Here is a 25,879-nt window from a genome sequence, read left to right on the forward strand (position 1 = left end):
AGGGATACCAACTTAACGCCGAGAACAACCGAACGCACGGGGTGCAGTACACAATGAAGCGTTCAAGCTCGCAGTCGGCAAACAGTGCGGAGGCCGCGCGTCAGGCATGGGACCGTTATCAGTCCCTACCGACCCGTGTGACCGGTATCATTGCCGGCGACGCAGTAACGGCGCGCTGGATCGGCGACACCGGAGACTTTTGGTATGTGCGCAACCTCGGTGCCGGCCGGCATCAGTTTATTCATGTGGATGCCACAGGACGGAAGCAGGCGCCGGCTTTTGATCACGCAGCCGTTGCCGGGCTGCTCACCAGAGAACTGGGCCGAACGGTGGAGGCCGACCTGCTGCCCATAGAGTTCCTGCACTATTCGGATGCCGGTGAGTTGAGCGTTCAGGCCGAGGGCCGGGTCTTCTCACTAAAAGGCGCCGCCGGGCCACTGGTCGAAGAACCCGGTGAACTCAACTCTCTGAAAGCGCTTGACCCGGCACATGGTCCCACCCGCTCCGGCACGGCCGGCGGCGATACCAGCGTTACGTTCGTCAATCGCACGGATGAGCCGTGCTCCGTCTGGTGGCTGGATGGAGCGGGAAACCGCCGCAGTTACGGCCAGGTTGAGCCCGGTCGATCCAAAACGCAGCACACGTTTGCCGGCCATGTCTGGCTGATAACATCGGCCGAGAATGTGCCGCTGGCTGTATTCCGGGCAGAGCCCCTGGCGGCTGCAGCCGTGGTGACCGGTCCTGTGCGCGATAACCCGGAGCCGCGGGCCGCAGCCGGCTACGCGTCGCCGGATGGTAAGTGGCGCGCACTCGTGAAAGACCACAACCTGTGGCTGACCGACGCGGGTTCCGGCGCGCAGTCGCAGCTATCGGCTGATGGCTCTGCCGCGAACGCCTATACGGAACCGGTCGTATGGTCGCCCGACTCGCGCTCCATTGCCCTCTACCAGACCGAGCCCGAACAGGAGCATCTGGTTTCGTTTGTTCAGTCTTCTCCGACCGACCAGCTTCAGCCGAAGCTGCATCAAAACCAGTACCTAAAGCCCGGCGACCGCGTTGCTCATCGCCACCCCAGGCTGTACCGTCTCGATCGGAAGGCGTGGCTACCGATCGAAGAGAGTGAATTCCCCAACCCGTACGAATTGGGCGACCTGCACTGGGAGCCGGAGAGCCGATTCTTTACATTCCTCTACAACCAGCGCGGTCACCAGGCGCTGCGCATCATTGCAGTAGACGCCCGCACTGGCGCGGTCCGCGTGGTTGTGGACGAATCGAGTCCGACCTTCATCGACTACGCGGGAAAGTACGCGGCGGAGTATCTGTACGAGAGCGGCGAGCTTATCTGGATGAGTGAGCGGAGCGGGTGGAACCATCTCTACCTGTACGATCTTCATACCGGAAGAGTGAAGAATCCAATCACACAGGGCAACTGGGTCGTGCGATCGGTAACGCACGTGGACCCAATCGCACGGACCGTCGATTTCGTCTCAAATGGTAACTTCCCGGGCCAGGATCCCTACTTTCTTCAACACTGGCGCGTAAAGCTGGACGGAACACAGTTGACATGGCTGACGCACGGCGCCGGCACGCACAAGGTGCAGTTTTCGCCCAACCGCCAACTCTTTGTGGATACCTGGTCCCGAGTCGACAGCCCACCGGTGAGCGAATTGCGGAGCGGCGTCGACGGCACGCTGGTGATGCCGCTTGATCGGGCGGTGATCACGTCACGCAGCAGAACCGGTTGGCAGCCACCCGAGCCGTTCGTGGCGAAGGGACGGGACGGAGAAACCGACATTTACGGTGTTATCTACCGTCCGACGAGCTTCGATGCGCGCCGGAAGTATCCGGTTTTGGAGGCAATCTACGCCGGACCGCAGGATGCATACGTTCCCAAAGCTTTCTCGCCATTTCATCAGCCCCAGCAGTTCGCCGAACTGGGGTTTATCGTGGTGCAGATCGACGGCATGGGCACCAACTGGCGGAGCAAGGCGTTTCACAATGTCTGCTGGAAGAACCTGGCCGACGCAGGGTTTCCCGATCGCATTCTCTGGATCCGGGCGGCAGCCGCAAAATACAGGCAGATGGACCTTCAGCGCGTAGGAATATACGGCGGATCGGCCGGTGGCCAGAATGCCGCCCGAGCCCTGATGGCACATGGAGACTTCTACCATGTAGCGGTTGCCGACTGCGGCTGTCACGACAACCGCATGGACAAGATATGGTGGAACGAGCTCTGGATGGGCTGGCCGGTTGGCCCACAATATGCAGCCAGTTCCAATGTTGTGGACGCACACAACCTTCGCGGCAGGCTGCTGCTAATGGTCGGCGAGATGGATACCAATGTCGACCCGGCATCGACAATGCAAGTGGTCAACGCACTCATCCGGGCAAACAAACCATTCGAGATGCTCGTGGTTCCCGGATCGGATCACGGTTCGGCGGAAACGCCTTACGGTACGCGCGTACGCGCGGCGTTCCTTGCACGCCAACTGCTTGGCCTGGAGATTCCAGCGTTCGATCAGCCCTTCACTCCCCCGGCTGCACCCTGAACGCAGCTATTGTGCGAACGGAAAGCTGAACTTTCGCCCCAGCATCGTATGCCAGGTCTGCAACTGCTCCGGCGAGAGCGCCTGCAGCACCGCGGCCTCCTCCTTCGCCTGAACCACTGCGGCGTTCTTCTGAGCCGCGGTCACGGCCTTCTGGGCGGCGGCCTGGTCAAACGTTCCTCCGGAATTGAGCGGATTGGTTGCGGCCAGAGCCTGCGTTGCCCCACCAGCGTCCGGCTTGCCGCCATTGGTTTTGGCGTTGTTTGCATCCATCAGCGCCTGCATGGGCGACATCGTATAGCGGATTGCGGTCTGCTCGGCCGTGTTGAACGTGTTGTACGCTGCATCGATCGCGACTCGCTGCGGCCCACTGAGCTTTAGCTGTTCACCAATGCTTTTAGCCGCTATAGCGAGCGGCCCGCGCCACTGCAGGTCTATCTGATCGAGCCGCTCCATCTGTTGCGGCGTGAGTATCTGAGCCAGTTGGCCGTCAACGTTGTCGATATAGTTGCCGACCACGTTTTCGATCTTCACGCGGCGGTCAGCCATCACCTGGCGCCGTTCCTCGATCGGGATGCCGCGATATCCGCCCATCTTACGCACCTGTAATCGGATCTGCGCCTGAACGCCTTCCACAGAGGCCAGTTCAAGTGCATCCAACTTCTCACGCTCGGGCGAAGTAATCGACAGCTCGGCGTAGACGTCTGCCCGGTGCAGCAAGGCAAACTTGTGCGACCGCACAGGGTCCTTTTGTCCGTACGGACCGCCAATCTGCAGATAACTCAGGGTTCCAGGCTGGCCGGTGCCCACGCCGTTTGCGATCCGCTGCGGCGCCTGCGCCCGCGATGCCGGCGCCAGTACTGCCACACCAGCCACAACAACCAATCGGCCAATCCGTCTGGCTATTTGCATATCAACCTCCTACAACCCGCGAACTGCTCAACAAGTGCCAACAGCCCATTAGACGCCTGCCGTCGCCGTTTTGTATCGCCAAAATCCTGCGTAGATTGGTCTACAACGCGTGTTATACTATGCGTAATTCGTGGGCCTATTTCCTTCTTGAAGGAGTGCAAGCATGATTCAGGAGTTCAAGGCGTTCCTTACGAAAACGAATGCCCTGGCGCTGGCCATCGCGTTCATTATCGGAGCCGCGACCGGAAAGGTAGTTACGGCGATCGTCAACGATGTCCTGATGCCGATTGTTGGTCTTATACTGCCCAAAGGCGACTGGCAGTCTGCTCAGTTAGTCCTCTCCAAGGCGGTGGATGCCACCGGTAAGACGACGGTGAATGCGCTGAAGTACGGCGACCTCGTTGGCGCCCTGGTCGATTTTGTGGCCGTGTCGCTTATCGCGTTCTTGATTGCCAAGATGCTCATCCGACCTGCCCCTGCCGGTCCACCCACGAAGGAGTGCGGATTCTGCAAGGAGACCGTACCTCAGGCCGCAACCCGCTGCAAGTTTTGTACTTCCACACTGGAGTAGGCAGGCGATCCGGGAACGGCCGCCACGCTAAATGTGGCACGCAGCGCGGCCATGCTTTACCAGATACTGCTGGTGATACTCTTCAGCCGGATAGAATTCGCCCGCATCCTCCACGCTGGTGACAATCGGTCGACGTAGCGTACCGGAGTTGGCAAGGGCCTCCAGGCTGGTCAGCGCTTCGCGCCTCTGCTCGGCATCCTGAACGAAGATCGCGGACCGGTATTGACTCCCGTGGTCCGGTCCCTGCCGATTAAGTTGCGTGGGGTCATGCGCCTGCCAGAATATCGCAAGCAGGCGACTGTAGGTTATCTCCGCTTCCACGTACTCAACCCGTACCGCTTCCGCATGGCCGGTGTTGCCCGAACAGACGTCGGGATATGTTGGATTAACGGTGTGACCACCCGTGTAACCGACGGTTGTGCGGATAACTCCAGGCACGGTCCGAAACGCCTCTTCCACACCCCAGAAGCAACCTGCCGCAAACGTGGCTATGGCCATGGGAAGCTCCTCTCTTCCGGTCCGCTCTCAACGCTGCAGTTTACCACGCCGGGTGAGCGAGTGACAGTGTGCTAGTTGCACTCGTTATAATATAGATTCGGATTGTGTGGTACACTATTCACTACATCGGCTCCGGGCTGCCCATCGAGTGCTGCAACGACAGGGCAGCCCGGAGAAAACTTCCTGAAGCGGACCGTTGAATTTCCGGCAGGAAACCGTTGCATTCGCGGCCAATACCCCGGCTGTTCGCCTACCCACTCGGGCTTTGCCTGTTCACCCTGGTAGTCGCGGAGGTTCTGCAATGCGCCGACCCTGCATCTCTCTTCCGGTGTTGTTGACGCTGCTCTTCCCCGCCCTGGCGCACGCGCAGCTACCCGGCTTACCCAAGGTGTTTGCGATCGTTGGCGCACGGGTTGTGGTAGGTAACGGCCAGGTCTTGCCAGGCGCCACCGTGGTGATCCGCGATGGCGTTATAACCGCCGTCGGCGCCAACGTCCAGCCGCCGGCAGACGCGCGCATTACGCAAGGCGCGGGGCTGGTGGTCTATCCCGGATTCATCGACGCGCTCGACAACCCCACTCTGGACCTGCCCGCTGTAGCGGCTGATCAGGGCGTGCCGGTGGATACCAGCGACACGCCGCCGGTTATGATGCGCGAGGCCGACCGTAAAGGCGTCCGAGCGGATGTACTGGCTACCCGGTTTCTAACGTACACTTCGCAGGAGCTGGCGGCGCTTCACAAGGATGGCTTTTGTACGGCGCTGGTAATGCCAACCGGCGGCATGATAAACGGCATCGGCGGCGTTGTAACGTTGAGCGGCGCCCCAACGCGTGATATTGTGGTGAATGGCGCGGCCGCGATGGGTTTTGGATTCGCCACAGGCGGCGGTCCGCGGTTTGGCGGGGGCGGCCCAGGACCGGCGGCTGGCGCACCGGCCGTACCGCCCTACCCCGGGACGCTGCTTGGCATATTTGCAACCATCCGCCAGACGCTGCTGGACAGCCAGTGGCTCAACAAGTGGGATGCCGTCTACCGGAAGTATGGCGGCCAGCGCCCACCGGATGATCCTGTGCTCGGGTTTCTTCACCTTGTGTTCAATGGCATGCCCGTAGTCTTCGAAGCGAATACTCGCAATGAGATCTACCGTGCCATCCACCTGGATGACGAGTTTAAGCTCAACACCGTTATCGGCGGGGGGCTGTACGCGTACCGATGGGCTGCAATGCTGGCTTCGAGGAAAATCCCCGTTGTGGTAGCGCTCAATTTCGGCGCCGAGCCTTATGCTCCGCCTATAGCGCGTACCGCTGGTCTGCCCCGCTTTGGCGGCCGCCGTTTTGGCGGGCCGCCAGGCACAAGCCGCCGGCCGGATGGCGTCGGCGGTCCCGGCATGACAGCAGCCACGGATGCCAATCAGGATGTGCCGCTTGCAGCGCAGCGCGATGCCCAACGTCAGTGGCGTGCCCGGCGCGACAATGCGGCCGCGCTCGCCCGCGCCGGCGCCACATTCGCCTTTACTGCGCGCGGCTTGCCGCCACAGACCGATTTCCTCACCCAACTGCGCAGTGCGGTTCAGAATGGGCTGCCGGCCGATGCAGCGCTTCGGGCGCTGACCATCGACGCGGCGCGCATTCTGCACATCCAGAAGCAGTTTGGTACCGTGGAGGTTGGCAAGCAGGCCTCGCTGACGGTGATGACAGGCGACTTTACAAAGAGCGACTCCACGGTCAAGTACCTGTTCATCGATAACAAGCGGATCGAACCGGCGAAAGAGACCGCCGGTTCCGGCGCCCCTGCGGGGATAGGCGGCCGGGTTCGCCGTCCCACAAGTGAAGACGGTGACCAACGATGAAATGGATCGCAAGCCCACTCTGCCTCCTCACCCTGGCGCCTGCTCTCACAGCGGCCGTGCTTGCTGCCGACGCGGTTGCTCAAAGGCCGGCACGGCCCGCGCAGAGCATGCCCGTTGAGCTGCCGGCCCAGCGGAAGCCAACCATCATCACCAACGGCAGCTGCTTCATTCGCGGCGGAACCGTGATGACCGTGTCGCACGGCGATATCAAAAACGGCGACATCCTGATCGAAGGCGGAAAGATCACGGAAGTTGGTCCAAACCTCACGCCGCCCGCTGGAATAACCGTGATTGATGCCGTTGGCAAGTTCATCACGCCAGGCATCGTTGATGCACACGAACATATCGCACTGGATACGATCAATGAGGGAACGGATGTAGTTACGCCGGAAGTGTCCGTGCGTGACGTCATCGATCCGTACAGTCTTTCTATCTACCGCGGTCTCAGCAGCGGCGTCACATCAACACTGCTGCTGCACGGGAGCGCCAATGCTATTGGCGGGCAGAGCGTGGTGGTAAAGATGAAGTTCGGCAAGCCTGCCGACGAACTGCCGGTGCCCGACGCCCCACGGATGGTGAAGTTTGCGCTCGGTGAAAACCCAACGCAGATGAACTTCGGCGGATTCCGCCAGGGGCCGCAACGCTATCCGCGCACACGGATGGGAGTGGAATCGGTCTATCGCCGCGCATTCGCGGCAGCGAAGCAATACCAAAATGAGTGGGCTGCCTATAACGCCGCAGTGGCGGCACATCCCGAGCTCGTTCCACCACGGCGCGACCTGCGCCTGCAGGCGCTGTCCGATATTCTTGAGCGCAAGCTCTGGGTTCAGTGTCACTGCTACCGCGCCGACGAAATACTGATGCTGCTGCGACTCAGCAAGGAGTACGGGTTCAAGCTGGCAACGCTACACCACGCTCTGGAAGCATACAAAATCCTGCCCGAGATCAAGGCCTCCGGCGTTGGCGTCTCGACCTTCTCGCAAGACTGGGCCTACAAGGCTGAGGCGTACGATGCCATTCCGTACAATGCCGCAATGTGTATGGACGCGGGCATCGTAACCTCCGTAAACTCCGACAATACGCAGGGAAGCTACCACCTGAACGTTGAGGCGGCGCGCTGCATTCCGTATGGCCGCCTTAGCGAGCAGCAGGCGCTTAAGCTGATCACAATCAATGCCGCGATCCAGCTTGGCATCGACCATCGGACCGGCACGCTGGACGTTGGCAAAGACGGCGATGTCGTGATCTGGAGCGGCGACCCACTCTCGAACTTCTCGCGGTGCGAACTGACGATGATCGAGGGAGATGTCTACTTCCAGCGCCATGACGCATTTGGCTGCGATGCGACGGCAACCATCAAGAACCACGCACGCATGGATCCGGTCGACCCACTAGCCCTGGCGCCACTGCGCAGCGGAGCCACATACGCAATTACTGGAGGAACGGTTCATACCATGGCGGGGCCCGTAATCCCCAATGGAACCGTAGTGCTCCATGACGGGCGCATTCAAGCGGTTGGCGCTCACGTTTTGATTCCGCATGGCGCCATTCGTGTGGATGCGCGCGGCGAGCAGGTCTATCCCGGCCTGATAGACGCCGGCTCTCACATTGGCCTGACTGAGGTGGAATCGATCGCCTCAACGCAGGATGACTCCGAGATTGGCGCCTTTCAACCCGATATCACTGCCGCGACGGCCGTAAACGCTTCCAGCGCCATAATTCCGGTAACACGCGTCTCAGGAATCACGACGACGCAAACCGAGCCGGCCTCCGGCGGCGGATTCCGCGGCGGTGGCGCCGTGATAGGCGGCCAGGGTTCTCTCATCACCCTCGCCGGCTGGACGACGCAGCAGATGGACCTGAAGCAGCATCTGGCGCTTCACGTCAACTATCCGGCACCGATTTCCGCCGACCGTCTGGAGCAGTTGCGCCAGTTTCTGCCGCCAGCCCAGGTGGCACAGATGGAAAAGGCAGCCGGCGCTAATCAGGCGAAACTGAACGCGTTCTTTGAGAAGGCTCAGCAGTACGATGCAATGCGCAGCGCTGCCGGAAATCAGGTTCCGCTGGATGTGCGGCTGGAAGCGATGCGCCCGTACCTGCACGGCGCGCTGCCCGTGATCTTCCACGCGAACTCCGCGGCTGCGATCCGCGATGCGGTTACCTTCGCCGGCAAGTTCCACCTGAAACCGATTATCGCTGACGCAGCAGAGGCGTGGCGTGTGGCGCCGCTGCTTGCATCGAAGCACATACCGGTTCTCTATCAGGTTCCCATCAGCGATAGCCTGGGTAACGTGACATGGGAATCGTACGATCCGTACGATACGCCATACGCCTGCGTCGAAGTGCTGCACCGCGCCGGCGTGCAGGTAGCTTTTGAGAGCGAGGATGCCTCATCGGCGCGCAATCTGCCTGCGCAGGTTGGCATGCTTTGTGCCTTCGGCCTGCCACACAACGTCGCGATCGAGGGTCTTACAACCACAGCGGCCGAGATACTCGGTGTCGGCAACGAGATCGGCGCACTCAAGCCCGGAATGCGCGGCGACGTTATCGTCACATCGGGCGACCCGATGAGCATAACCTCCGACGTCGATCGGCTGTTTATCGGAGGCAAGCCGGTGACGCTGCAAACCAGGCAGACGCGACTGTACGAGAAATACTCCCGTCGGCTCGCCGAGATCCCGGGCGCCAGGCTGCCGGGTACGATAAGCGCGGCACGGCGCTAGAACCGCTCAACCCATCATCGTCTGAATCGCGCGAGCCGTAGCCGCAAACCGCCATGGGTATGGTAGTTTCGCAGCTGAATGACCCTCGACAACGATAACCCTACTCCGGAAGCTTCGGAGGCAGCGGCAAACAGCGCCGACCGCATCCGGCCCAAACTCTCCGGCGTGGAACAGGATGCGGCTCATCCGGAGATCGAGCGGCTGGGCTGGTACGTGGAGCATACCGCTCTCCTAATCGCCACGGCCAAATGGGCCTTACTTGGTGGTCTGTCCGGCGTGCTCGTTGGCCTCTGTTCCCGGCTGTTTCTGGCGGTTATGTATGCGGGCATTCACTATGGATCGGCGATCCACGCCGGTCCGATTCGCTCGTTCTGGCTGCTGCCCGCTGCCCTGCCTGTGTGCGTGGGAATCGGCCTCTGGTTTGCTCCCGGCGCCGGCGGCGACGGCACTGATCAGGTAATAACGGCCATTCACACACAGAGCGGCCGGATTCAGCCGCGGGTAACAGCTGCCAAGCTCCTCTCTACACTGATCACCCTCGCTGCCGGCGGCTCCGTTGGTAAGGAGGGTCCGTGCGCGCAGATAGGCGCAACGGTTAACAGCCTTATCTCGGATGTTGTCCGGCTTACTGACGATGACCGGCGCAGGCTCGTCATCTGCGGTATCGGAGCCGGCTTCGCCGCGGTGTTTGGGACACCCGTGTCCGGTGCTATCTTTGGCATCGAGGTTCTCTATCTCGGCCGAATCGAGTATCCGGTTATCTTTCCGTGCCTGGTCGCATCTATCGTCGCTCAGCTGGTGTGCGGCACACCAGCGCCAACGGTCAATGCTGCCACGTTCGGAGCTATTAGTGCACCAAAGGCGTTCCTGCTCGTGCTGGTGTTCGGCGCGATTGTGGGACTGCTTGCGGTTTTCCTGATCGAATTCACAAAGTGGCTGCAGCGGCGCCTCCACCTTATCCGGGGTCGGCGACCGTTCATCACGGCGGCGTGCGGTGGGGCGCTGCTCGCAGTCTTTTTCCAGCTTGTCGGACCGGCGTATTCGGGCCTGGGCGTGCCGGTAATCAACCAGGCGCTGGAAGGCATATTCCATCTCGCGCTGCTGGCTTGCATTATCAAGTGCGTCGCAACCGCGCTCACCTTTGAAAGCGGTGGCAGTGGCGGAATAGTCACTCCGTTGTTCTTTATCGGAAGCACCGCAGGAGCGGCATTCGCAATTCGACTTGGACTACCGGTGCGCGCATTCGCCGCCTGCGGCTTTGTCGCCATGGTGGCTGCGGCGGCTAACACGCCAGTTGCAGCAGCGATCATGGCGATAGAGCTCGTTCACGGTCGTGTCGGTGTCTATGCCGCCCTCTGCGCATGCACCGCCTACCTTATTGTGGGTCACCGGAGCATCCATGCCAGCCAGATGCTGGGCGTGTCGAAAGCCGGCGGACTCGATATGCGCCAGGATGTCCCATTCGGCGACGTTTCACCGCGTTCGGCCAGCCTTCGGGCCGGGTCCCTGGCGTCCAGGATACTGCGCCAGCGGAAGCCGGCCAAACCTGCGCCACGAGACGACGACCAAACTGTTTGATGGCTGCTCACCGAGGCGATTTACAGGTTCCCGCGCGTCCCGACAGGTTTCACTTGATACGCTTGTTACTCTGAACAGCGGGCGGCAACGAACAACGTCACGTCATCGCTCGTGCGCGCTGCCACACGTTCCGACCGCAGCCATTGTGCCAGCTGCGGTGAAAAGTCAGACGGGTTCCGAGTTACCGCATCCAGAATGGGACGGAAGAACCCCGCATGCGGAGTGTGCTGCCTTCGGTCTACCGCCATATCGTACAGGCCGTCGGTGAGAAGCGCCCAGCCGTTGATGACTGCGGTCACAGCACCGACGGCCACGTGGTCCATCGCGTCGCTGTCGGTAATGAAAGCCGTTACGTTAATGTACTCCCCGTTTACAGGCTCGGAGAGTGTCTCAAGCACGCCGCTTTCGTGCTCCACCACGCAACAACCGTCTCCTACGTGATTTACGAACAAGCCTTCCGGACCAGCCGCAGCCACCAGCAGCGTGCAAGCGTACGCAGATTCGGGCTCACCAGACGATAGAGCCTCAGCCAGCAGCCGGTCGCGTGCGGTATGCATCGCGCTGCTAACGGCCTCGGCAGGGTTCGGGGAGCTTCCCGCAAGCTGGATGCTCACCGTTTCAAGTGCAGTTTCACAGGCCAGTTCGGCGCCTAACGCGGAGCGTGTGGCGGAGCCTGCGCCGTCGGCCACCGCGGCCACAAGGTACGGCTCAACAAACGCCCAGTCGCACCAGTCCTGGCACATTGTGGCTGCTTCAACGTGCACCGATCCGGCGACAGAGCAGCCGGCCACCCTCCAACAGTTTCGCCGCGTCAAAGTACGCTACACGCCGTCGAGATACGAGGGCCAATCCATGGCGCTCGGTGCGGTGAACTGCGCGGGATTACGGGTTGATAGAGGTCTCGGGCCGCTTTTTGTCGGCGTTCGGTTCCACACCCGGGAAGTTGCCACTCTTGCCCGCGCCCGTCCCATCGCCGGTCAGCACCGAATCGGTACCCGTTCCTTTTCCTTTGTTCGGTGTTTCGGGCCGTTCACCTACGTCATAGCCGCCGCCCCCGGTGTTACTGCCCTTGATATATGCAGGTCCTGGCTCCGGCCCCGGCGCCGAGTAACCATCGCAGCCTACGATGGCCGAAACCATTACGGGAAGAGCAAATGCAAACACGATCAGGCGGAATCGATGGCGCATCCAGGGCTCCCTGCGACCGGTACGGATACCAACAATTATACCTCCACACCGGTTGTTTGCGGCCACATTCACGCCTGCCCAGGTGGAGGCGTTCTGCTTACCACCGGCGTCCGCGTCGGGTACGATAACGCGAATTGATCTGCCCTCGCGTCCCACTATGAACGGCCTGCCCACCGGAAGGATCACCTTCCTGTTAACCGACATCGTGAACAGCACGCCACTGTGGGATACCCACAGCGAAGCGATGCGTATCGCGCTCCAGCGCCACGATGCCATCGGTCAGTTTCAGATCACGCGGCATGGTGGACATTTGGTCAAGGCCCGCGGCGAAGGCGATAGCCTGTTCTGTGTGTTTGAGCGGGCAGACGATGCTGTTGCCGCATCGCTGGCGCTGCAGCGGCGCATGGTCCACGAGGACTGGAATATCGAAACGGCGCCGAATGTATGTGACCGTTTGAATATCCGCGTTCGCGTAGCGCTGAACACCGGCGAAGCGGACCACCGTGACGGTGACTATTTCGGTGGAGCTGTAAACCGGTGCGCGCGAATTCGGGCGCTGGCGCATGGCGGGCAGATACTGCTCTCTGCCGAAACCGTGGAGGCCTTGACGGAGCCGCTGCCGGAGGGAGCCCGGCTCCGTGATGTCGGCAGGCTAAGGCTGCGCGGCTTGAGCCGACCCGAGCGAATCTATCTGCTGACACATCCCGAACTGCCGGCCGATATGCTTCCGATTCGGCTCGACTCCGACTATCCGAATAACCTGCCGCGCCAGCTTACCACGTTCGTCGGGCGCGAAGATGACATCAGCGCGGTGAAGGACCGGCTGCTCTCGAGCCCCATGGTCACGCTGGTTGGTCCCGGTGGCAGCGGCAAGTCACGCCTCGCCCTCGAAGTCGCGGAGGACCTGCTGGCGGAATACACCGACGGCGTATGGCTGGCTGAACTCGCCACCACCACCGATGCGATGATGGTGGCTCATCATGTGGCAGGCGTGCTGAACGTACGCGAGGAACCGGGGCGAACGGTCGAGCGTTCTATAGCGGACCACCTGCGAGATCGCCGGGTGCTGCTGCTGCTCGACAATTGCGAGCATCTCATCGCGGCGACGGCTCAGCTTGCTCACAACCTGCTGCAGGCGTGCCCGAGGCTGCATATTCTGGCGACCAGTCGCGAGGCGCTCGGTATACCCGGTGAAAACGTCTACACAGTCCGGTCGCTCTCGTTTCCGGCATCCGGTCAGCCAACCCACTCGTTGATCCACGCACCAATAACGGCGAGCCCTCCAACAACGGCGCGACATATCGAGAAGTTTGAGTCGGTGAGGCTGTTTGTGGACCGCGCTGCCGTTGCGTTCCCCGGCTTTCGTCTCGCCGACGATAACGCACCGTCAATCGCACAGATTTGCCGCACGTTGGATGGGATTCCGCTAGCGATTGAGCTGGCTGCGGCGCGCGTAAAGTCGATATCCACCGAGGATATCGCCACGCGTCTGAACGACCGGTTCCGACTGTTGACCGGCGGTGCGCGCACCGCCCTGCCGCGACAGCAGACGCTCAGGGCGCTGATCGACTGGAGCTACGACCTGCTCACGCCGGAAGAACGCGAGATGTTCCACCGGTTGTCGGTTTTTTTGGGTGGATTCAGCCTGAAGGCGGCCGAGGAAGTAACGGCAGATCGGGACGAATCGGGCCGCGTCCGCGATGGGCGCCGCGCAAGCGCTGGTGGCGAACGCTATAGTACCCGGATGATGCTGCAGGCGCTGGACGTTGTGGACTTGCTGGGTCGACTGGTAGATCGCTCGCTGCTGGTGTGCGAAGACGATCACGACCAGGTGCGGTATCGCATGATGGAAACGCTACGACACTATGCCCGCGAAAAGGCGGTTGCGTGCGGCATTCTGCCGATACTGCAGCGGCGCCACCTGGATTACTACGTCGGCCTGTCTGAGGAGGCTGAGAAGCGGCTGCGTGGCACGGAACAGGCTGCGTGGCTGGAGCGGTTGGAGACCGAGCACGACAATATCCGCGCTGCTCTGAACTGGGCATTGAGTGCCGGGGCCGATCCTCAAGCCGGCCTACGAATCGCGGCGAACGTCTGGTGGTTCTGGCACGTTCGCGGCCACTTTACCGAGGGGCGGGAATGGCTGCATGCGGCACTCGAGGAGGCGCCGGAGCGGACGGCTCTCCGCGGACGCGCTCTGAACAGTGCATCGGTCCTTGCTCGTAATCAGGGTGACTACGATTCTGCTCAGCGGCTGGCGAGCCAGAGCCTCGAGATCAAGCGGGCAATGGGCGACCGTCAGGGCATAGCATCATCACTGAACAGTTTGGCCACTCTGGCGCTCTCGCGCAGTGACTACGATGCCGCGCGCCCATGGTATGAGGAGAGCCTGGACATCGAGCGCAGCCTGGGCAATCGTCAGGGAGTAACTGCTTGTCTTATCGGCCTTGCAAACATTGCCGTTGAGCAGGGCGACACGGCACAAGCAAGGCGACTTTATCAGGAGAGCCTGAACATCAAGCAGGAGTTCGGTGATCGCAGGGGCATCGCGGCGTCGCTCGTCGGCCTTGCCAAGGTGGCCACACTGGAAGGAGACTGGGATGAGGCGCATCGCCTCTGCAACGAGAGTCTGGATCTTAGACGCGTTCTCGGCGACCAGCGCGGAATCGCGCACTCTCTCCAACATCTTGGCGAGATCGCCATGGCGACCGGACGATGGGCGGCCGCAGCAGACCTCCTCGACGAAAGCCTCGCGCTGCGTGTGGTGCTCGGCGACAAGCAAGGTGTTGCCACTGCCCGCCGCTTGCAGGGGCACGTAGCCCTTGAAACTCGCGACCTGCCGCTGGCGCTTGACGCCGCGAGCGAAGCGCTTGTTATTTCACGCAAGCTGGAGGCGCGGCGCCCGATCGCAGCCGCGTTATGTCTCTATGCCTGCATCGCGAGCTACGTCGGCGCATTCGAGTCGGCGGTGCGCCTTCTGGCTGCCGGGAATCGCCTGCGAGCGGAGGTTGGGTCACCGGCGAACAGGACAGAGGCGGAACTCTACAGCGTGGTTACCACGCGTGCCTCCAAGGCGCTTGGCGCACAGGTAGTAGCTCTCCTGCAACATGAAAAGGTCCCGTTGGCAGACGCTGAACTGGACCAACTGATCGCGGCACTCCCACAAACGGCGCCTGGTTTCACCACCGCGGGCGCCTCCGCCGCCGCAATATGAGGCCGCCTAACCGTGAATGACGACATGCGTGCGCGGTACGCAAACGATGGGTATCTGGTTATGGACGCGCTTGTTTCGGCTGAAATGTGCGCCGAACTGCGCGAGCGTGTCGATGAGCTGATTCATGCCGAAGCCGTCCCGAACGGTATTGTAATGCAGGTTGAGCCGCGCGTTGAGCGCGGCGAACGACGAGCAGCCAGCAGAGCGCACGCCATCCGTAAGATCGATGGCCTGGCCGTTAACGATCCGCTCTTCCGGGCGCTGACCGCTCACGGTGCGATCCTCGATGTGGTCAAAGCGCTGCTAGGTCCAAATCTGAAGCTCTTTCGGAACTCGCTGCTCCTCAAGCCGCCCTCCGTTGGGAGCGCAAAGGGCTGGCACCAGGACTCACCATACTGGCCAATTCAGCCGATGGCGCTCTGTTCGCTCTGGCTTGCGCTGGATGACGCTACAACGGAGAATGGCTGCATGGTGGTTCTACCGGGCCAACACATGCGTGGGCCGCTGGCGCACCAGGCGGTCTGCGATGATTACGTGATTGAAGATGGTCTCATCGACCCGGCGATGGGCGTCGCGGTACCGATGCCGGCGGGCAGCGGACTGTTTTTCCACTCGCTGCTGCCCCACTACACGGCCCCAAACACTTCGTCCCACTGGCGCCGCGCCATGGTTCTGTCGTTTATGTCTGCCGACTCGCGATATACGGGCGATGGCCCAGGGCCGGTCTATGCTCACGTGGCAGGCGAGACTCTGGAAGGATGCGTCCGGTAAACATGGCAGACCTCGAACAACTCTCCCGGCGATCACCCGGTGACTGGTTCTACGATGTGCGCGATCAGTTAAAGCAGCACATCTACAACCGTTCGCGCGCAGCCTTCGACGCCGGTGACGCCGAGCGCGACGCGCTCGATTCAGCCGATGCCGTAGAGGCGCGCAGTCGAGCAATTCGCGAGGCGCTCGTCGCGGGATTTGGAGGTCTCCCGGAGACAGGCGGACGGTTGAACGCGCGTACGGTGGGTGAACTGGACGAAGGCTGGCTGAAGATTGAAAAAGTGATCTTTGAGTCGCGACCCGGTCACCACGTTACGGCAAACCTCTATCTTCCGGAAGACCGTCCGCATCCGGCGCCGGCCATCCAGTTCCTGTGTGGCCACTGCAGCCGCGCAAAGCACGAGCCGGAATACCAGCGCGTCTGCCGCTACCTGGCGTGTGCCGGATTCATCGTGCTGGCGCAGGATCCAATCGGCCAGGGCGAGCGCTTCAGCTATTACGACGCGCAGCTCAGGCGGGAAGTTGTAAGCAGCTGCTGTCCGGACCATGATCACGCAGGCGCACAGTTGATACCGCTTGGCCAGGGTCTGGCACGCTATTTCCTGCATGACTCCATGCGGGGCATCGACTACCTGCTCTCGCGACCCGAGGTAGACGGCGCAAGGATCGGTGTGACCGGCAACTCCGGCGGAGGTACTCAGACATCGCTCATGATGATGGGTGACCCGCGCATTGCCGCGGCAGCGCCAGGCACGTTCCTGAACAGTCGGCGCAGCTATCAGCTGGTGGGCGGCGCTCAGGATGCCGAGCAGATTTGGCAAGGGTTTACGGCGCGCGGATTCGATCACGAAGATGTGATTCTGGCCATGGCGCCCAAGCCGGTCTGCGTGCTGGCAGTTACTCAAGATTTCTTCCCCATTGAGGGCACGCGCTCATCGGTAGAGCGATGCCGGAGAATCTGGAAGCTATTTGACCGCGAGTCATGCGTGCAGCTCGTTGAAGACACCTGTGGACACTGCTACTCGCCGGTACTTGCCCAGGCGGCGGCGGACTTCTTCTCGCGCCACCTTCTGCATCGGTCGGCGGAGCCGGCGCCACCAGCCAAAACCGCCACACTACCGCCCGAACAGTTGTGGTGCACCGAAACCGGGCAGGTGCAGGCTGCTTTTCCTGGATGCCGGTTCGTATGGGAAGAGACGTCGGATGTGTTGGCGACCGCGCTCCGACAGCGGGCGGGCGACGACGAAGCTCGCGGGATCGCGACATCCTGGCTCAGGCAGCGAGTTGAACGCTTCCGGTCATTGGCGCCGCTGAATCCGAGATTCTATGACCATGTAGAATCGCAGCAGCTTGCCGCCCAGTATGCGATGTGGTGGAGTCAGCCGGAACTGTGCGGGCACGGCTGTATGCTGAAAAGCGAAACTGCCGCGAGCCATACAGACGAAATCGTGCTGGCGCTATGGGATGGCGGCGTGAAGGGCATTTCCTCACACGGCGACTGGATCCGAAGTCGCTGCGAGGCGGGCGATGGCGTATTTGTGCTTGACACCTCCGGCGTTGGAGGACTGGAGCCACGGCCAATCAATGCCGCGCCAATCCATGGCTTTTATGGCACTATACATAAACTGGCTGACGACCTGTTGTGGTTGGACGACGATCTCGTCTCGCTGCGAGTTTGGGATGTGCTGCGCGCGCTGGATTTGCTGGAACAGTGGCCCGGCTTGACTAACCCCAGGATATCGGTTTACGCACATGGCGGACACGGTAGTTACGGCCGGTTGGCCGCCCTTCTAGATCAACGGATAACGGCAGTAACCGTAGCCGGACCGCGAGCATCCTGGTCGGAGTGGGTGGGCAGCCGCTTCTACGATGAGTTCGACATCTACAGCTTGATACTGCCCGGCGCGCTTCAGCACTTTGATCTTCCCGACGTCGACGCGTGGAACCGACTTCAGCGCGACTAGCCCGGTGAGCCGGAGGCGACCGCGTGGTACCAGGCACCGGAGACCGGCCCTATCCTGCGACCGGCGGACGTAAACGCTGCGGCCCGCACCCACACGGAGTGGGTAATCGTCAATGGCTGCGTGTAGACCTTCGAGGCAGCCGTCGGCAGCCGGTTGTTGAGGTTGTACCGAGTCACCGAACCCGGGATGCGATTGGTCATGCGGATAACGAGCCTGCCCTGAAAGCGGTTCTCATCGCCGCGGAACGTGCCGGAGCCGCGGATCGTGACGTTGTGGATCAGGCGCTCCAGCAGCCGGTCGGTGTGCGCCAGACGCGAACGGAACGCGTGGTACGTTCGCGCCGGCTGGTTACTGGCCCACAGCCTTTCCGCCATTGCGGCCAGCCGGGTCCGTAACGCCTGTATTTCGGCGCAGTCGGGGTTCTCCCACGAGAGCATCTCGGCGCCCAGTAACCGTGGACCGGTTTGCGCGGTGATCCACTTGCCCTGAAAATATGGCGGCTGGTAACCGAACTGATTGACGCTCCAGTGGTAGATGAAACGCGCCGACCGTTTGTTTTCCCGGACGATGTAGAGCGGCGTCCATGATCCGTTTACAACCTGCGCGCCGCTCCGAAGCATGTTTTCCGGATTGCTGTCCAGGGTCCACTCCACACAAATGGCGTCGAGTGGGAGAGCGTAACTGAGGCCCGGGCGCCAGGCTTCCTCATAGACCAGCATCTGCTTTTTGTGCGCATTTGCCGCCAGGTTGAGGTCCACGATAAACTTCCGGTAGAGACCTTCGGGCGATCGTACATGGGCGCGCCGTATGGCCGATGCGAATCCGGGCGCTTTCTCCAGGCCACCAAGCCATGCCTCATCACCGCCGACGCTGATATAGGGTGATGACCGGAATATCGCCATCTCCTCGTTCATCAGCGTTATCACAGCCGCTTCCGTCTTACGGCTGGCGATATCAACCGTTGAACTGCCACCGCCCGGAACGCCAAAGATATCCGGAGCATCTGAAACCATTCGTCCCGCGTGTCCCGGCACGTCAATCTCCGGCACAATCGCGACACCACGATCACGGCTGTACCGTTCCAGACCTTCCAGTTGCTGGGCTGTATACGGAGGAATCGGTCCGTCTCGCGATGGCGGATCGAAGCGTACGAACTCGGCATTGGAGCGCCCAAGCTGCGGGAATGCGGCCGAAGGAAACATAAAGAGGTGGTCGTCGCTGAGGTGCAGCCGCAGAAAGCGCACCTTGTAGAATCGACAGAGCTCCACACACTGTTTAATGCAGTCTATGGTGTGGTACTTGCGGGCCACATCCAGCATCAGGCCTCGATAGCGTGTGCCGGGAAAGTCGGTTACCTGCATGCGTGGCGCCAGCAGGCCGTGACCAACACGCATCAGAGCCTGTAGAACCGTGACCGTACCTTCCGCAACATCATCGTACGTGCCGGCGGATACAACTACGCGATCGGTCGTACGTATCGAGTAACTGTCTCGCGCCATGCCGGATACCAGACGCAGGCAGATAACGCCGGAACCGGAGATCCGCGGCGAAACGCGGCTCGGCATGCCGAAGCCACGTTCAAGTTCGCCTGACAGCACTCGAGCGAGCGGTATCAGCCGGCGATCGGTGGTCTGCACGGAAACCGGCAAACGCAACGCAAGCGGCGCTCCTTGAATCACGACATGCGTCGGCCAAGGAACCAGCTTCGGTATGCGCGCAGAAGCCAGGACGGCAAAAAGCAGAAAAGTCAACATGGCTCGTGCGATAGAATGGCCGGGCAGCCAACCCGGCTCCGCTACTGCTTCGAGAGTGTGATCTGCGATACCCCCGAAGCCTGTGAGCCGCCGGTGTCGGTGAATGTGCCCTTTAGCTGCATAAGGGCGTTTATATTCACGCCGCCCTTACACGTGAACTTATCGTTTGGCAGAGCCATCGTAATCGTCGCGGCGCCGCTACCCACGATCTGGCCGGTAACGGGTCCTGTGACATTGGCGTTTGTCGTAAGTATGCCCGCCACGAGCCCGGCTTTTGTCACCGTCATTGAAAGCGTACCCGTTCGGCTCGCACTGGACTCGGTGAAGGCGCCCGACCAGGTACCCACAAACGGCGATGGCGAGCTGAACAGGCTGGCAGCAGCCCCGCATCCTGCCAGAAGCGCGCATGCCAGCGCCAGAGTTAACAAGCCGAGTGATCGCTTCAGCATCCGTACACCTCTCGCCGAGACCCACTACCTTACATCATTGTAGCGCAACTTCCACCACGGTGCGGTGAGGCGCGGCTCCAGTACGGCGGGTAGAATAAGCCGGAACATGCGCGGGAGGATGAAGAGAGCCGTTGACAAAGAGATGGCGCGTTGCAATTGCAGGAGCTACTGGAGCCGTCGGCACCGAGTTGATGCGCCTGCTGGAGGAGCGTGCATTTCCTCTTGAGTCCCTGACGCTCCTCGCATCCGAGCGCTCCGCCGGCCGGTCGCTGGCATTCGGCAGCCGGATATTGCCCGTATCGCTGCTGGATGCGAACGCATTTGCCGACGTCGATATCGCCTTTTTTTCTGCGGGCGCAACGAGGAGCCGAACCTTTGCTCCCGCCGCAGTGCGTGCCGGCGCAATCGTGATCGATAACTCCTCGGCATTTCGCATGGACGAAGACGTGCCGTTGGTTGTGCCGGAGATCAATGCCGCCGACATCGCGGCAAGCCGCGGCATCGTGGCTAATCCGAACTGCTCCACCATTCTCCTGCTGATGGCGATAGCGCCGCTGATTCGGCTGGCCCCGATACGGCGCGTTGTTGTTAGCACCTACCAGGCGGCAAGTGGCGCGGGCGCCCAAGCCATGCAGGAGCTGCTGGATCAAACCCACGAAACGATCCACGACCGCCCCATCGTGCCGCGCGTCTTCCCATGGCCGATCGCCTTTAACCTCTTCTCGCACAACACGCCCGTTGACGAGACAGGCTACAACGACGAGGAGCGCAAAATGATTCGGGAGACGAGAAAGATTCTCCACGATGACTCGGTTCGCATCTCGGCCACGTGCGTTCGAGTACCGGTATTGCGTGCTCACTCCGAAAGCATCAATCTCGAATTCGCCGATGGAATGCGCCCGAACTTGCCGGCGATTCGACAGGCAATAACGAATAGCCCCGGCCTGGCCCTCATCGATGACCGCGCTGCGAACCACTTTCCGATGCCGGTTGAAGCCACCGGCCGCGGCGACGTTCTGGTTGGACGGTTGCGAGACGACCTCTCCAACCACAACGCGATCGAGATGTTTGTCTCCGGAGACCAGATACTCAAAGGCGCCGCACTCAACGCCGTCCAGATCGCTGAGCACTGGATGGCGCAAGCACCCGTGCTGAGCTGACCTCGGGGAGACCACCGTGACAGAACCACCGTTCGGCCAAGTGATTACAGCCATGGTCACACCATTCGCATCGGATGGCGCCATCGACTGGCCCGGTGTTGATACACTGGTTACTCACCTTCTGACCAGTGGTTCGCACGGGCTGGTGGTTTGCGGTACTACCGGCGAGTCGCCGGCGCTTTCGCACAGCGAGAAGGTAGCCATGTTTCGGCGTGTGGCCGGCTGCGCAAAGGGCAAACCGGTAATAGCGGGCACCGGAACCAATAATACGGCCGAGAGTATTGAGCTCTCGCGCGAGGCAGTGGACGCCGGCGTGGACGGACTTCTGTTAGTGGTGCCGCCATACAACAAGCCATCGCAAGCCGGGATGTATTCCCATTTTGCGGCCATCGCGCAATCGGTGCCTCATACGCCGTGCATTCTGTATAACGTCCCGTCTCGAACGGCGCAGAATCTTACTGCGGACACAACACTGCGTCTGGCACGCGACGTTCCAAATATCGTGGCGATCAAGGAGGCATCGGGCAATCTCATGCAGATTTCCGAGATCGCTGCCGGCGCGCCAACAGCGTTCGCCATCTACAGCGGTGACGACGGAATGACGCTGCCAATCCTGTCGATCGGTGGTGTCGGTGTGGTCAGTGTCACGGCCCACCTGGCAGGCGTTGAAACGGCCGAGATGGTGCAAGCATGGTTCGAACGAGACGCAGCGCGCGCAACACGCATTCACCATAGCCTGCTGCCGCTGGTACAGGCATGTTTTCAACCCAGCACGCCGAGCCCTGTACCTTTGAAAGCGGGCCTGCGAATGATGGGTCTGCCTGGCGGCGGTGTGCGCCCGCCGCTGGTACAGGCAACGCCTGATGAGGCGGCTGTAATGGCTGCCGCCCTCACTGCCCGTGGATCCGCCATGGCGCGTGAGAGCGCCGTACTTTGAGTATCACCGGATTACCGAACGACGGCGCGTTGCGGGTTCTCTCGCTGGGCGGCAGCGGCGAAGTTGGCAAAAACATGCTCGCCTTTGTGTACGGCGAGACTATCGTGTTGGTAGATGCCGGCGTGATGTTTGGCAACGATGAGTTCCCGGGCGTAGACCTCATCATTCCGGATATATCATGGCTGGCTGAAAATCGCGAGCATGTGCGCGGAATCTGTCTAACCCACGGCCATGAGGATCACATCGGCGCACTCCCTTACGTGTTAAGGCAGATCCAGGCGCCGATCTATGGAACGGCGCTCACCCTGGGAATGGCACGGGGAAAGCTTTCGGAGCACGGCCTTGCCTCGGCGTCCACCCTCATCGAGTTCGGCGCCGATCCGGTGATCCTGGGCGAACTTCAGGTTACGGCCATACACGTGACCCATTCGCTTCCTGATGCCGTCAGCCTCGCTATAGGCTCCCCAGCGGGCATCGTGGTGCACACCAGTGACTTCAAGCTGGACGCATCGCCGATCGACGGTCGGCTTACCGATTTGTCGGCGTTCGCGCGTTTCGGCGATCAAGGCGTCCGGCTGCTGATCAGCGACAGCGTGAACGTGGAGCGGAAGGGCTGGAGCCCCTCGGAGCAGAGCCTGGTGCCTGTGTTCGACCGGTATATCCGCGACTCGCGTGGACGTATCATCGTGGCGACCTTCGGCTCGAACCTTCATCGCCTGCAAACGGTTTTCAACGTGGCGCACCGATATGGCCGCAAAGTGGCTGTATATGGCCGGAGCATGGTCCAGAATGTGGACATCGCGCGCCAGCTCGGTTTCATCCGCTTCGAGGACTCCGATCGCATCAAGCCGGAGGACATCAACCAGCACCATCCGGGCGAAATCGTAATCTGCACAACGGGCAGCCAGGGCGAGCCGCTTGCCGGACTCACGCGAATGAGTCGCGACGACAATACGCGCATTCATATCGATCCAACCGACACGATCATCCTCTCATCCACACCGATTCCCGGCAATGAGGATATGGTATGGCGGGTTGTCAACCGCCTGTTCCGTCGCGGCGCCAATGTCATCTATGATCAGGTGCAGAACGTGCACGTCTCCGGGCACGGGTACCAGGAAGAGTTGAAGATGATGATCAATCTGGTACGCGCGCACTATGTAGCGCCGTACCATGGAGAGCCGCGCCACTATCACGCCTTCCGGGATATGGCGATTGAGATGGGTTATGAGGAAGACCAGATTGTGACTTTTGAAACCGGTCAAATGCTCGTTGTGAACGACGACGGAGTGCATATGGAACCATCACCCGCACAGACCGGAAGCGTGTTGGTTGACAGCACCAGCGCGGCCGAAATCAGCGATGTTGTCCTGCGAGACCGGCGGCACCTCTCGCAAGACGGCACCGTGGTGGTTACGGTGAGCATTGACCGAGCCACTGGCGAGATACTTGCGGGCCCCGACATTTTATCGCGTGGCTTTCTTACCGAGTTGGAGAGCGTGGCGCTTTTCGAGGAGGCGCGACAGAAGGTTGTGGAGGCGCTTGCGGAGTTGTCTACGGCCGATGAGACGGACCGTGATATCGCCCTGCTGGCCGTTCAAGATACCGTTGCGCGCTTTCTGAGGCGACGCACCAACAAGAGGCCCGTGGTGGTGCCCGTGGTGATGGAGGTTTAACGGCGGTGCCGGATTGGCCGGCGGCCGTGTTTCTGGACCGCGACGGGGTGGTGATGCCGGAAACGGGCGCCTATATCGTTCGCATCCATGAAGTCCAACTGCTTCCAGGGGCCGCGGAAGCCATACGGCGCCTGAACGACAACGCGATCCCAGCTATTGTGGTAACAAACCAGGCTGGGGTTGCGCGCGGAGCACTCACCAGCACGATGCTTGCGGCAATCCACCTTGAATTGACGCGACGGCTGGACGAAGCCGGTGCGCGCCTGGATGCCATCTACGCTTGTGAGCACCAGGACGGCGACGACTGCACGTGCAGAAAGCCGCTTCCCGGCATGCTGGTCTGTGGCGCGGAGAAGGCGGGCGTGCGTCTGAATAATTGCTTAATGATTGGTGACTCGCCGCGGGATATTGCCGCGGGAGCCGCTGTCGGCTGCACGACGGTGCTGATAGGCCCTAGCGACGGCGCCGCCAACGATTGCACTCCCGCGCCGGACCACGTATTCACCTCGCTATACGAGGCTGTAAAGGCACTCGTAACCGACTCCTCCGAAGCGCGGTTGTAGGCCGTCCGTTCAGCCGGCCGCATCGCACGAGGTTGACCGCCTCTCCAGTTTCAGCAGGCTGATTCGGCGCGGAGTCGGTTCGTCGGGCACTGAAGCTGACCGGAATCCAACGATCTCTGCTTCCCATCCAGCACGCTCAGCACGAGCGAACCACTCCAGCGCCTGCGGGCGTTCCGGATCCGCGGCAATGAAGGCTCCGCCCAAGGCGACGGTTCGACCCACCACGTCTAGAAGCGCGGGACCCGCGGCGCGCTCGTACAGCACGTCGGCAGCAACAACCAGATCGTAACTGGCGCCGGTCGGCCAGTCCGCCCAGTCGGCGACAAGCACATTGGGCCGGGGAAGGCCGTTGAGCGCCGCGTTTTCGAGCGCCAACTCAATGGCAGCGGGCTCGTGATCGCTCAGTGTTACCGATGCGCCGGCGGCCAAAGCCGTGAGACCAGGCAAGCCCAGACCGCAGCCCAATTCCAATACGCGGGCGCCCGCCAGGAGATCCGCCTCCGAAGCGAGAAGCTCGGCCAATGCAACAGCAGACGGCCAAAGCAGCAGCCCGTACGGCACCGACTTGAACCGACCGGAGGCCTCCAGCAGAGCTGCCTGATCCAGCACTCCTCTCAACCGCCAATCGCGGCCGTCAACACACACCTCAAAGAACCGATAAGGTGCACCGGCCGGCGGATATGCGCCGGCGCTCGAGTTGCCGCTCACGCCGAACCGGAAGTCGCCGTTTGCGGAACCGACGGAGCGAGCGTAAAGAATGCGACTTCCGCCGGACAGTTGATGCGAAATGGCTGCCCCGTTACTCCGACGCCTCTCGAGACGTACGCCTGAGCGCGGCCGTTTGTATACCAACCGGCAACCTGCCTGCAGTTCAGGTGCCAGCGGCAGACCATACCGGGCGTGGGAAATGGCAGGCGGAATTGGCCCCCATGCGTGTGGCCGCTGAGCACCAGCAGCGGCCGATCCCCAACGCGCTCGATAGTACGCGGGTTGTGCGACATCAGAACGGCAGGCTCGCCCGTTTCTATGCCTCGTAAAGTCGCCTCCAAATCCGGCTTGCCATCATCAAGATCATCAATACCAGCCAACCAGAGGCCGCCCGGCAGCCGTACATTGGCGTTGCAGAGGATGCGTACGCCGGCTGCCTCCACATCTTCAAGCGTTGCCTGCCAGCCTCGCCGGTGGTCGTGGTTGCCGGGGCTGCCGAACAAGCCACACGGCGCGCTGAACCGGCTCAGCAGCTCCCGAATACGGAAGCTGTTACCGGGCCGACTGTCGTTCACGAAGTCGCCCGTGAACAGGATCACGGTTGGCCGGCGACTGCATACCAGCCGTACCACCGTATCGTACACCGATTCCAGTCGAGCGAATCCGGCATGGATATCCGTAATCTGGGCAATGGTTGCCCCAACCCACGCCTCGCTGATGCCTTCCAGCCGAACCGTGTGCTCGGTAACCTCCACGGGATAGGAGATCCGACGACCGATATTGATGCGATGAATTGTGCGGGCCGAGGAGTTCGTCAT

General features: G+C 61.4%; 20 protein-coding genes. 12 read left to right on the plus strand and 8 right to left on the minus strand.

The window, feature by feature from the left end:
• Positions 1–53: 53 nt before the first annotated feature.
• Positions 54–2,549: a DPP IV N-terminal domain-containing protein gene (locus KGJ62_05735; GenBank protein ID MDE2126071.1), complete on the plus strand. Its 2,496-nt coding sequence runs from the start codon at positions 54–56 to the stop codon at positions 2,547–2,549.
• 6 nt (positions 2,550–2,555) lie between these two features.
• Here the strand turns inward: KGJ62_05735 and KGJ62_05740 are convergent, their stop codons facing one another.
• A complete protein-coding gene (locus tag KGJ62_05740; protein MDE2126072.1) occupies positions 2,556–3,458 on the minus strand; it encodes a hypothetical protein in 903 nt (300 codons plus the stop codon).
• Between the two features lie 163 nt (positions 3,459–3,621).
• On the opposite strand from KGJ62_05740, the gene KGJ62_05745 reads away from it, so the two are divergent.
• Positions 3,622–4,029: an MscL family protein gene (locus KGJ62_05745; protein ID MDE2126073.1), complete on the plus strand. Its 408-nt coding sequence runs from the start codon at positions 3,622–3,624 to the stop codon at positions 4,027–4,029.
• 27 nt (positions 4,030–4,056) lie between these two features.
• On the opposite strand, the gene msrA is transcribed toward KGJ62_05745, so the two are convergent.
• Positions 4,057–4,527 (minus strand): peptide-methionine (S)-S-oxide reductase MsrA, encoded by a 471-nt coding sequence (gene msrA / locus KGJ62_05750; protein MDE2126074.1) that lies wholly within the window; start codon positions 4,525–4,527, stop codon positions 4,057–4,059.
• 301 nt (positions 4,528–4,828) lie between these two features.
• On the opposite strand from msrA, the gene KGJ62_05755 reads away from it, so the two are divergent.
• The 3 genes from KGJ62_05755 to KGJ62_05765 all read left to right on the plus strand — a co-directional run bounded on the left by KGJ62_05755 (position 4,829) and on the right by KGJ62_05765 (position 10,677).
• Entirely contained in the window at positions 4,829–6,376 is a 1,548-nt protein-coding gene (locus tag KGJ62_05755; protein MDE2126075.1) for an amidohydrolase family protein, read from the plus strand.
• Positions 6,373–9,099 (plus strand): amidohydrolase family protein, encoded by a 2,727-nt coding sequence (locus KGJ62_05760; GenBank protein MDE2126076.1) that lies wholly within the window; start codon positions 6,373–6,375, stop codon positions 9,097–9,099. Before KGJ62_05755 ends, KGJ62_05760 begins: the two co-directional genes overlap by 4 nt.
• Positions 9,100–9,177: 78 nt before the next feature.
• Positions 9,178–10,677: a chloride channel protein gene (locus tag KGJ62_05765; protein MDE2126077.1), complete on the plus strand. Its 1,500-nt coding sequence runs from the start codon at positions 9,178–9,180 to the stop codon at positions 10,675–10,677.
• Between the two features lie 65 nt (positions 10,678–10,742).
• On the opposite strand, the gene KGJ62_05770 is transcribed toward KGJ62_05765, so the two are convergent.
• Positions 10,743–11,441, minus strand: a complete 699-nt coding sequence (locus KGJ62_05770) for a protein phosphatase 2C domain-containing protein (protein ID MDE2126078.1) — start codon at positions 11,439–11,441, stop codon at positions 10,743–10,745.
• Positions 11,442–11,559: 118 nt separating this feature from the next.
• Complete coding sequence (locus KGJ62_05775) at positions 11,560–11,865, minus strand: hypothetical protein (protein ID MDE2126079.1); 306 nt, start codon at positions 11,863–11,865, stop codon at positions 11,560–11,562.
• Positions 11,866–12,022: 157 nt separating this feature from the next.
• Between KGJ62_05775 and KGJ62_05780 the strand changes: the two genes are divergently transcribed.
• From KGJ62_05780 to KGJ62_05790, 3 genes are read left to right on the plus strand one after another with little or no spacing between them, the layout of a single operon-like run.
• The gene (locus KGJ62_05780; protein MDE2126080.1) at positions 12,023–15,079 is read left to right on the plus strand and encodes a tetratricopeptide repeat protein; all 3,057 of its coding nucleotides are present in this window, start codon (positions 12,023–12,025) and stop codon (positions 15,077–15,079) included.
• A 24-nt stretch (positions 15,080–15,103) separates the two neighbouring features.
• Positions 15,104–15,850, plus strand: a complete 747-nt coding sequence (locus KGJ62_05785) for a phytanoyl-CoA dioxygenase family protein (GenBank protein ID MDE2126081.1) — start codon at positions 15,104–15,106, stop codon at positions 15,848–15,850.
• Between the two features lie 2 nt (positions 15,851–15,852).
• Positions 15,853–17,814: an acetylxylan esterase gene (locus KGJ62_05790; protein MDE2126082.1), complete on the plus strand. Its 1,962-nt coding sequence runs from the start codon at positions 15,853–15,855 to the stop codon at positions 17,812–17,814.
• Here KGJ62_05790 and KGJ62_05795 read toward each other — a convergent pair.
• Together KGJ62_05795 and KGJ62_05800 are read right to left on the minus strand one after the other, a co-directional pair.
• Positions 17,811–19,469, minus strand: coding sequence for a family 20 glycosylhydrolase (locus tag KGJ62_05795; GenBank protein ID MDE2126083.1), 1,659 nt, complete (start codon positions 19,467–19,469; stop codon positions 17,811–17,813). The two genes, KGJ62_05790 and KGJ62_05795, sit on opposite strands and share 4 nt — an antisense overlap.
• A 140-nt stretch (positions 19,470–19,609) precedes the next feature.
• Entirely contained in the window at positions 19,610–20,017 is a 408-nt protein-coding gene (locus KGJ62_05800; GenBank protein MDE2126084.1) for a hypothetical protein, read from the minus strand.
• A 131-nt stretch (positions 20,018–20,148) separates the two neighbouring features.
• Here KGJ62_05800 and KGJ62_05805 point away from each other — a divergent pair, with 131 nt between their 5' ends.
• The 4 genes from KGJ62_05805 (at position 20,149) to KGJ62_05820 (ending at position 24,353) form a co-directional block, all read left to right on the plus strand.
• Positions 20,149–21,177 carry an aspartate-semialdehyde dehydrogenase gene (locus KGJ62_05805; GenBank protein MDE2126085.1) on the plus strand — a complete coding sequence of 343 codons (1,029 nt, stop codon included), beginning with the start codon at positions 20,149–20,151 and terminating at the stop codon, positions 21,175–21,177.
• 52 nt (positions 21,178–21,229) lie between these two features.
• Positions 21,230–22,114: a 4-hydroxy-tetrahydrodipicolinate synthase gene (dapA, locus tag KGJ62_05810; GenBank protein ID MDE2126086.1), complete on the plus strand. Its 885-nt coding sequence runs from the start codon at positions 21,230–21,232 to the stop codon at positions 22,112–22,114.
• Between the two features lie 74 nt (positions 22,115–22,188).
• Positions 22,189–23,790 (plus strand): ribonuclease J, encoded by a 1,602-nt coding sequence (locus tag KGJ62_05815; protein MDE2126087.1) that lies wholly within the window; start codon positions 22,189–22,191, stop codon positions 23,788–23,790.
• A 5-nt stretch (positions 23,791–23,795) separates the two neighbouring features.
• Entirely contained in the window at positions 23,796–24,353 is a 558-nt protein-coding gene (locus tag KGJ62_05820; GenBank protein ID MDE2126088.1) for an HAD family hydrolase, read from the plus strand.
• 9 nt (positions 24,354–24,362) lie between these two features.
• Here the strand turns inward: KGJ62_05820 and KGJ62_05825 are convergent, their stop codons facing one another.
• Positions 24,363–25,061, minus strand: a complete 699-nt coding sequence (locus KGJ62_05825) for a methyltransferase domain-containing protein (protein MDE2126089.1) — start codon at positions 25,059–25,061, stop codon at positions 24,363–24,365.
• Positions 25,058–25,879: a metallophosphoesterase gene (locus KGJ62_05830; GenBank protein ID MDE2126090.1), complete on the minus strand. Its 822-nt coding sequence runs from the start codon at positions 25,877–25,879 to the stop codon at positions 25,058–25,060. Before KGJ62_05830 ends, KGJ62_05825 begins: the two co-directional genes overlap by 4 nt.

The sequence above is a fragment of the Armatimonadota bacterium genome (assembly GCA_028871815.1).
GTDB lineage: Bacteria > Armatimonadota > Chthonomonadetes > Chthonomonadales > Chthonomonadaceae > REEB205.

Coding starts and splice junctions, on each gene's coding strand:
- KGJ62_05735 (MDE2126071.1), top strand. CDS start 54: ATGAAGCGTTCAAGCTCGCAGTCGGCAAACAGTGCGGAGGCCGCGCGT.
- KGJ62_05785 (MDE2126081.1), top strand. CDS start 15,104: ATGCGTGCGCGGTACGCAAACGATGGGTATCTGGTTATGGACGCGCTT.
- msrA (MDE2126074.1), bottom strand. CDS start 4,527: ATGGCCATAGCCACGTTTGCGGCAGGTTGCTTCTGGGGTGTGGAAGAG.
- KGJ62_05830 (MDE2126090.1), bottom strand. CDS start 25,879: ATGACGAACTCCTCGGCCCGCACAATTCATCGCATCAATATCGGTCGT.
- KGJ62_05740 (MDE2126072.1), bottom strand. CDS start 3,458: ATGCAAATAGCCAGACGGATTGGCCGATTGGTTGTTGTGGCTGGTGTG.
- KGJ62_05765 (MDE2126077.1), top strand. CDS start 9,178: ATGACCCTCGACAACGATAACCCTACTCCGGAAGCTTCGGAGGCAGCG.
- KGJ62_05775 (MDE2126079.1), bottom strand. CDS start 11,865: ATGCGCCATCGATTCCGCCTGATCGTGTTTGCATTTGCTCTTCCCGTA.
- KGJ62_05790 (MDE2126082.1), top strand. CDS start 15,853: ATGGCAGACCTCGAACAACTCTCCCGGCGATCACCCGGTGACTGGTTC.
- KGJ62_05800 (MDE2126084.1), bottom strand. CDS start 20,017: ATGCTGAAGCGATCACTCGGCTTGTTAACTCTGGCGCTGGCATGCGCG.
- KGJ62_05755 (MDE2126075.1), top strand. CDS start 4,829: ATGCGCCGACCCTGCATCTCTCTTCCGGTGTTGTTGACGCTGCTCTTC.
- KGJ62_05815 (MDE2126087.1), top strand. CDS start 22,189: ATGCTCGCCTTTGTGTACGGCGAGACTATCGTGTTGGTAGATGCCGGC.
- dapA (MDE2126086.1), top strand. CDS start 21,230: ATGGTCACACCATTCGCATCGGATGGCGCCATCGACTGGCCCGGTGTT.
- KGJ62_05760 (MDE2126076.1), top strand. CDS start 6,373: ATGAAATGGATCGCAAGCCCACTCTGCCTCCTCACCCTGGCGCCTGCT.
- KGJ62_05745 (MDE2126073.1), top strand. CDS start 3,622: ATGATTCAGGAGTTCAAGGCGTTCCTTACGAAAACGAATGCCCTGGCG.
- KGJ62_05780 (MDE2126080.1), top strand. CDS start 12,023: ATGAACGGCCTGCCCACCGGAAGGATCACCTTCCTGTTAACCGACATC.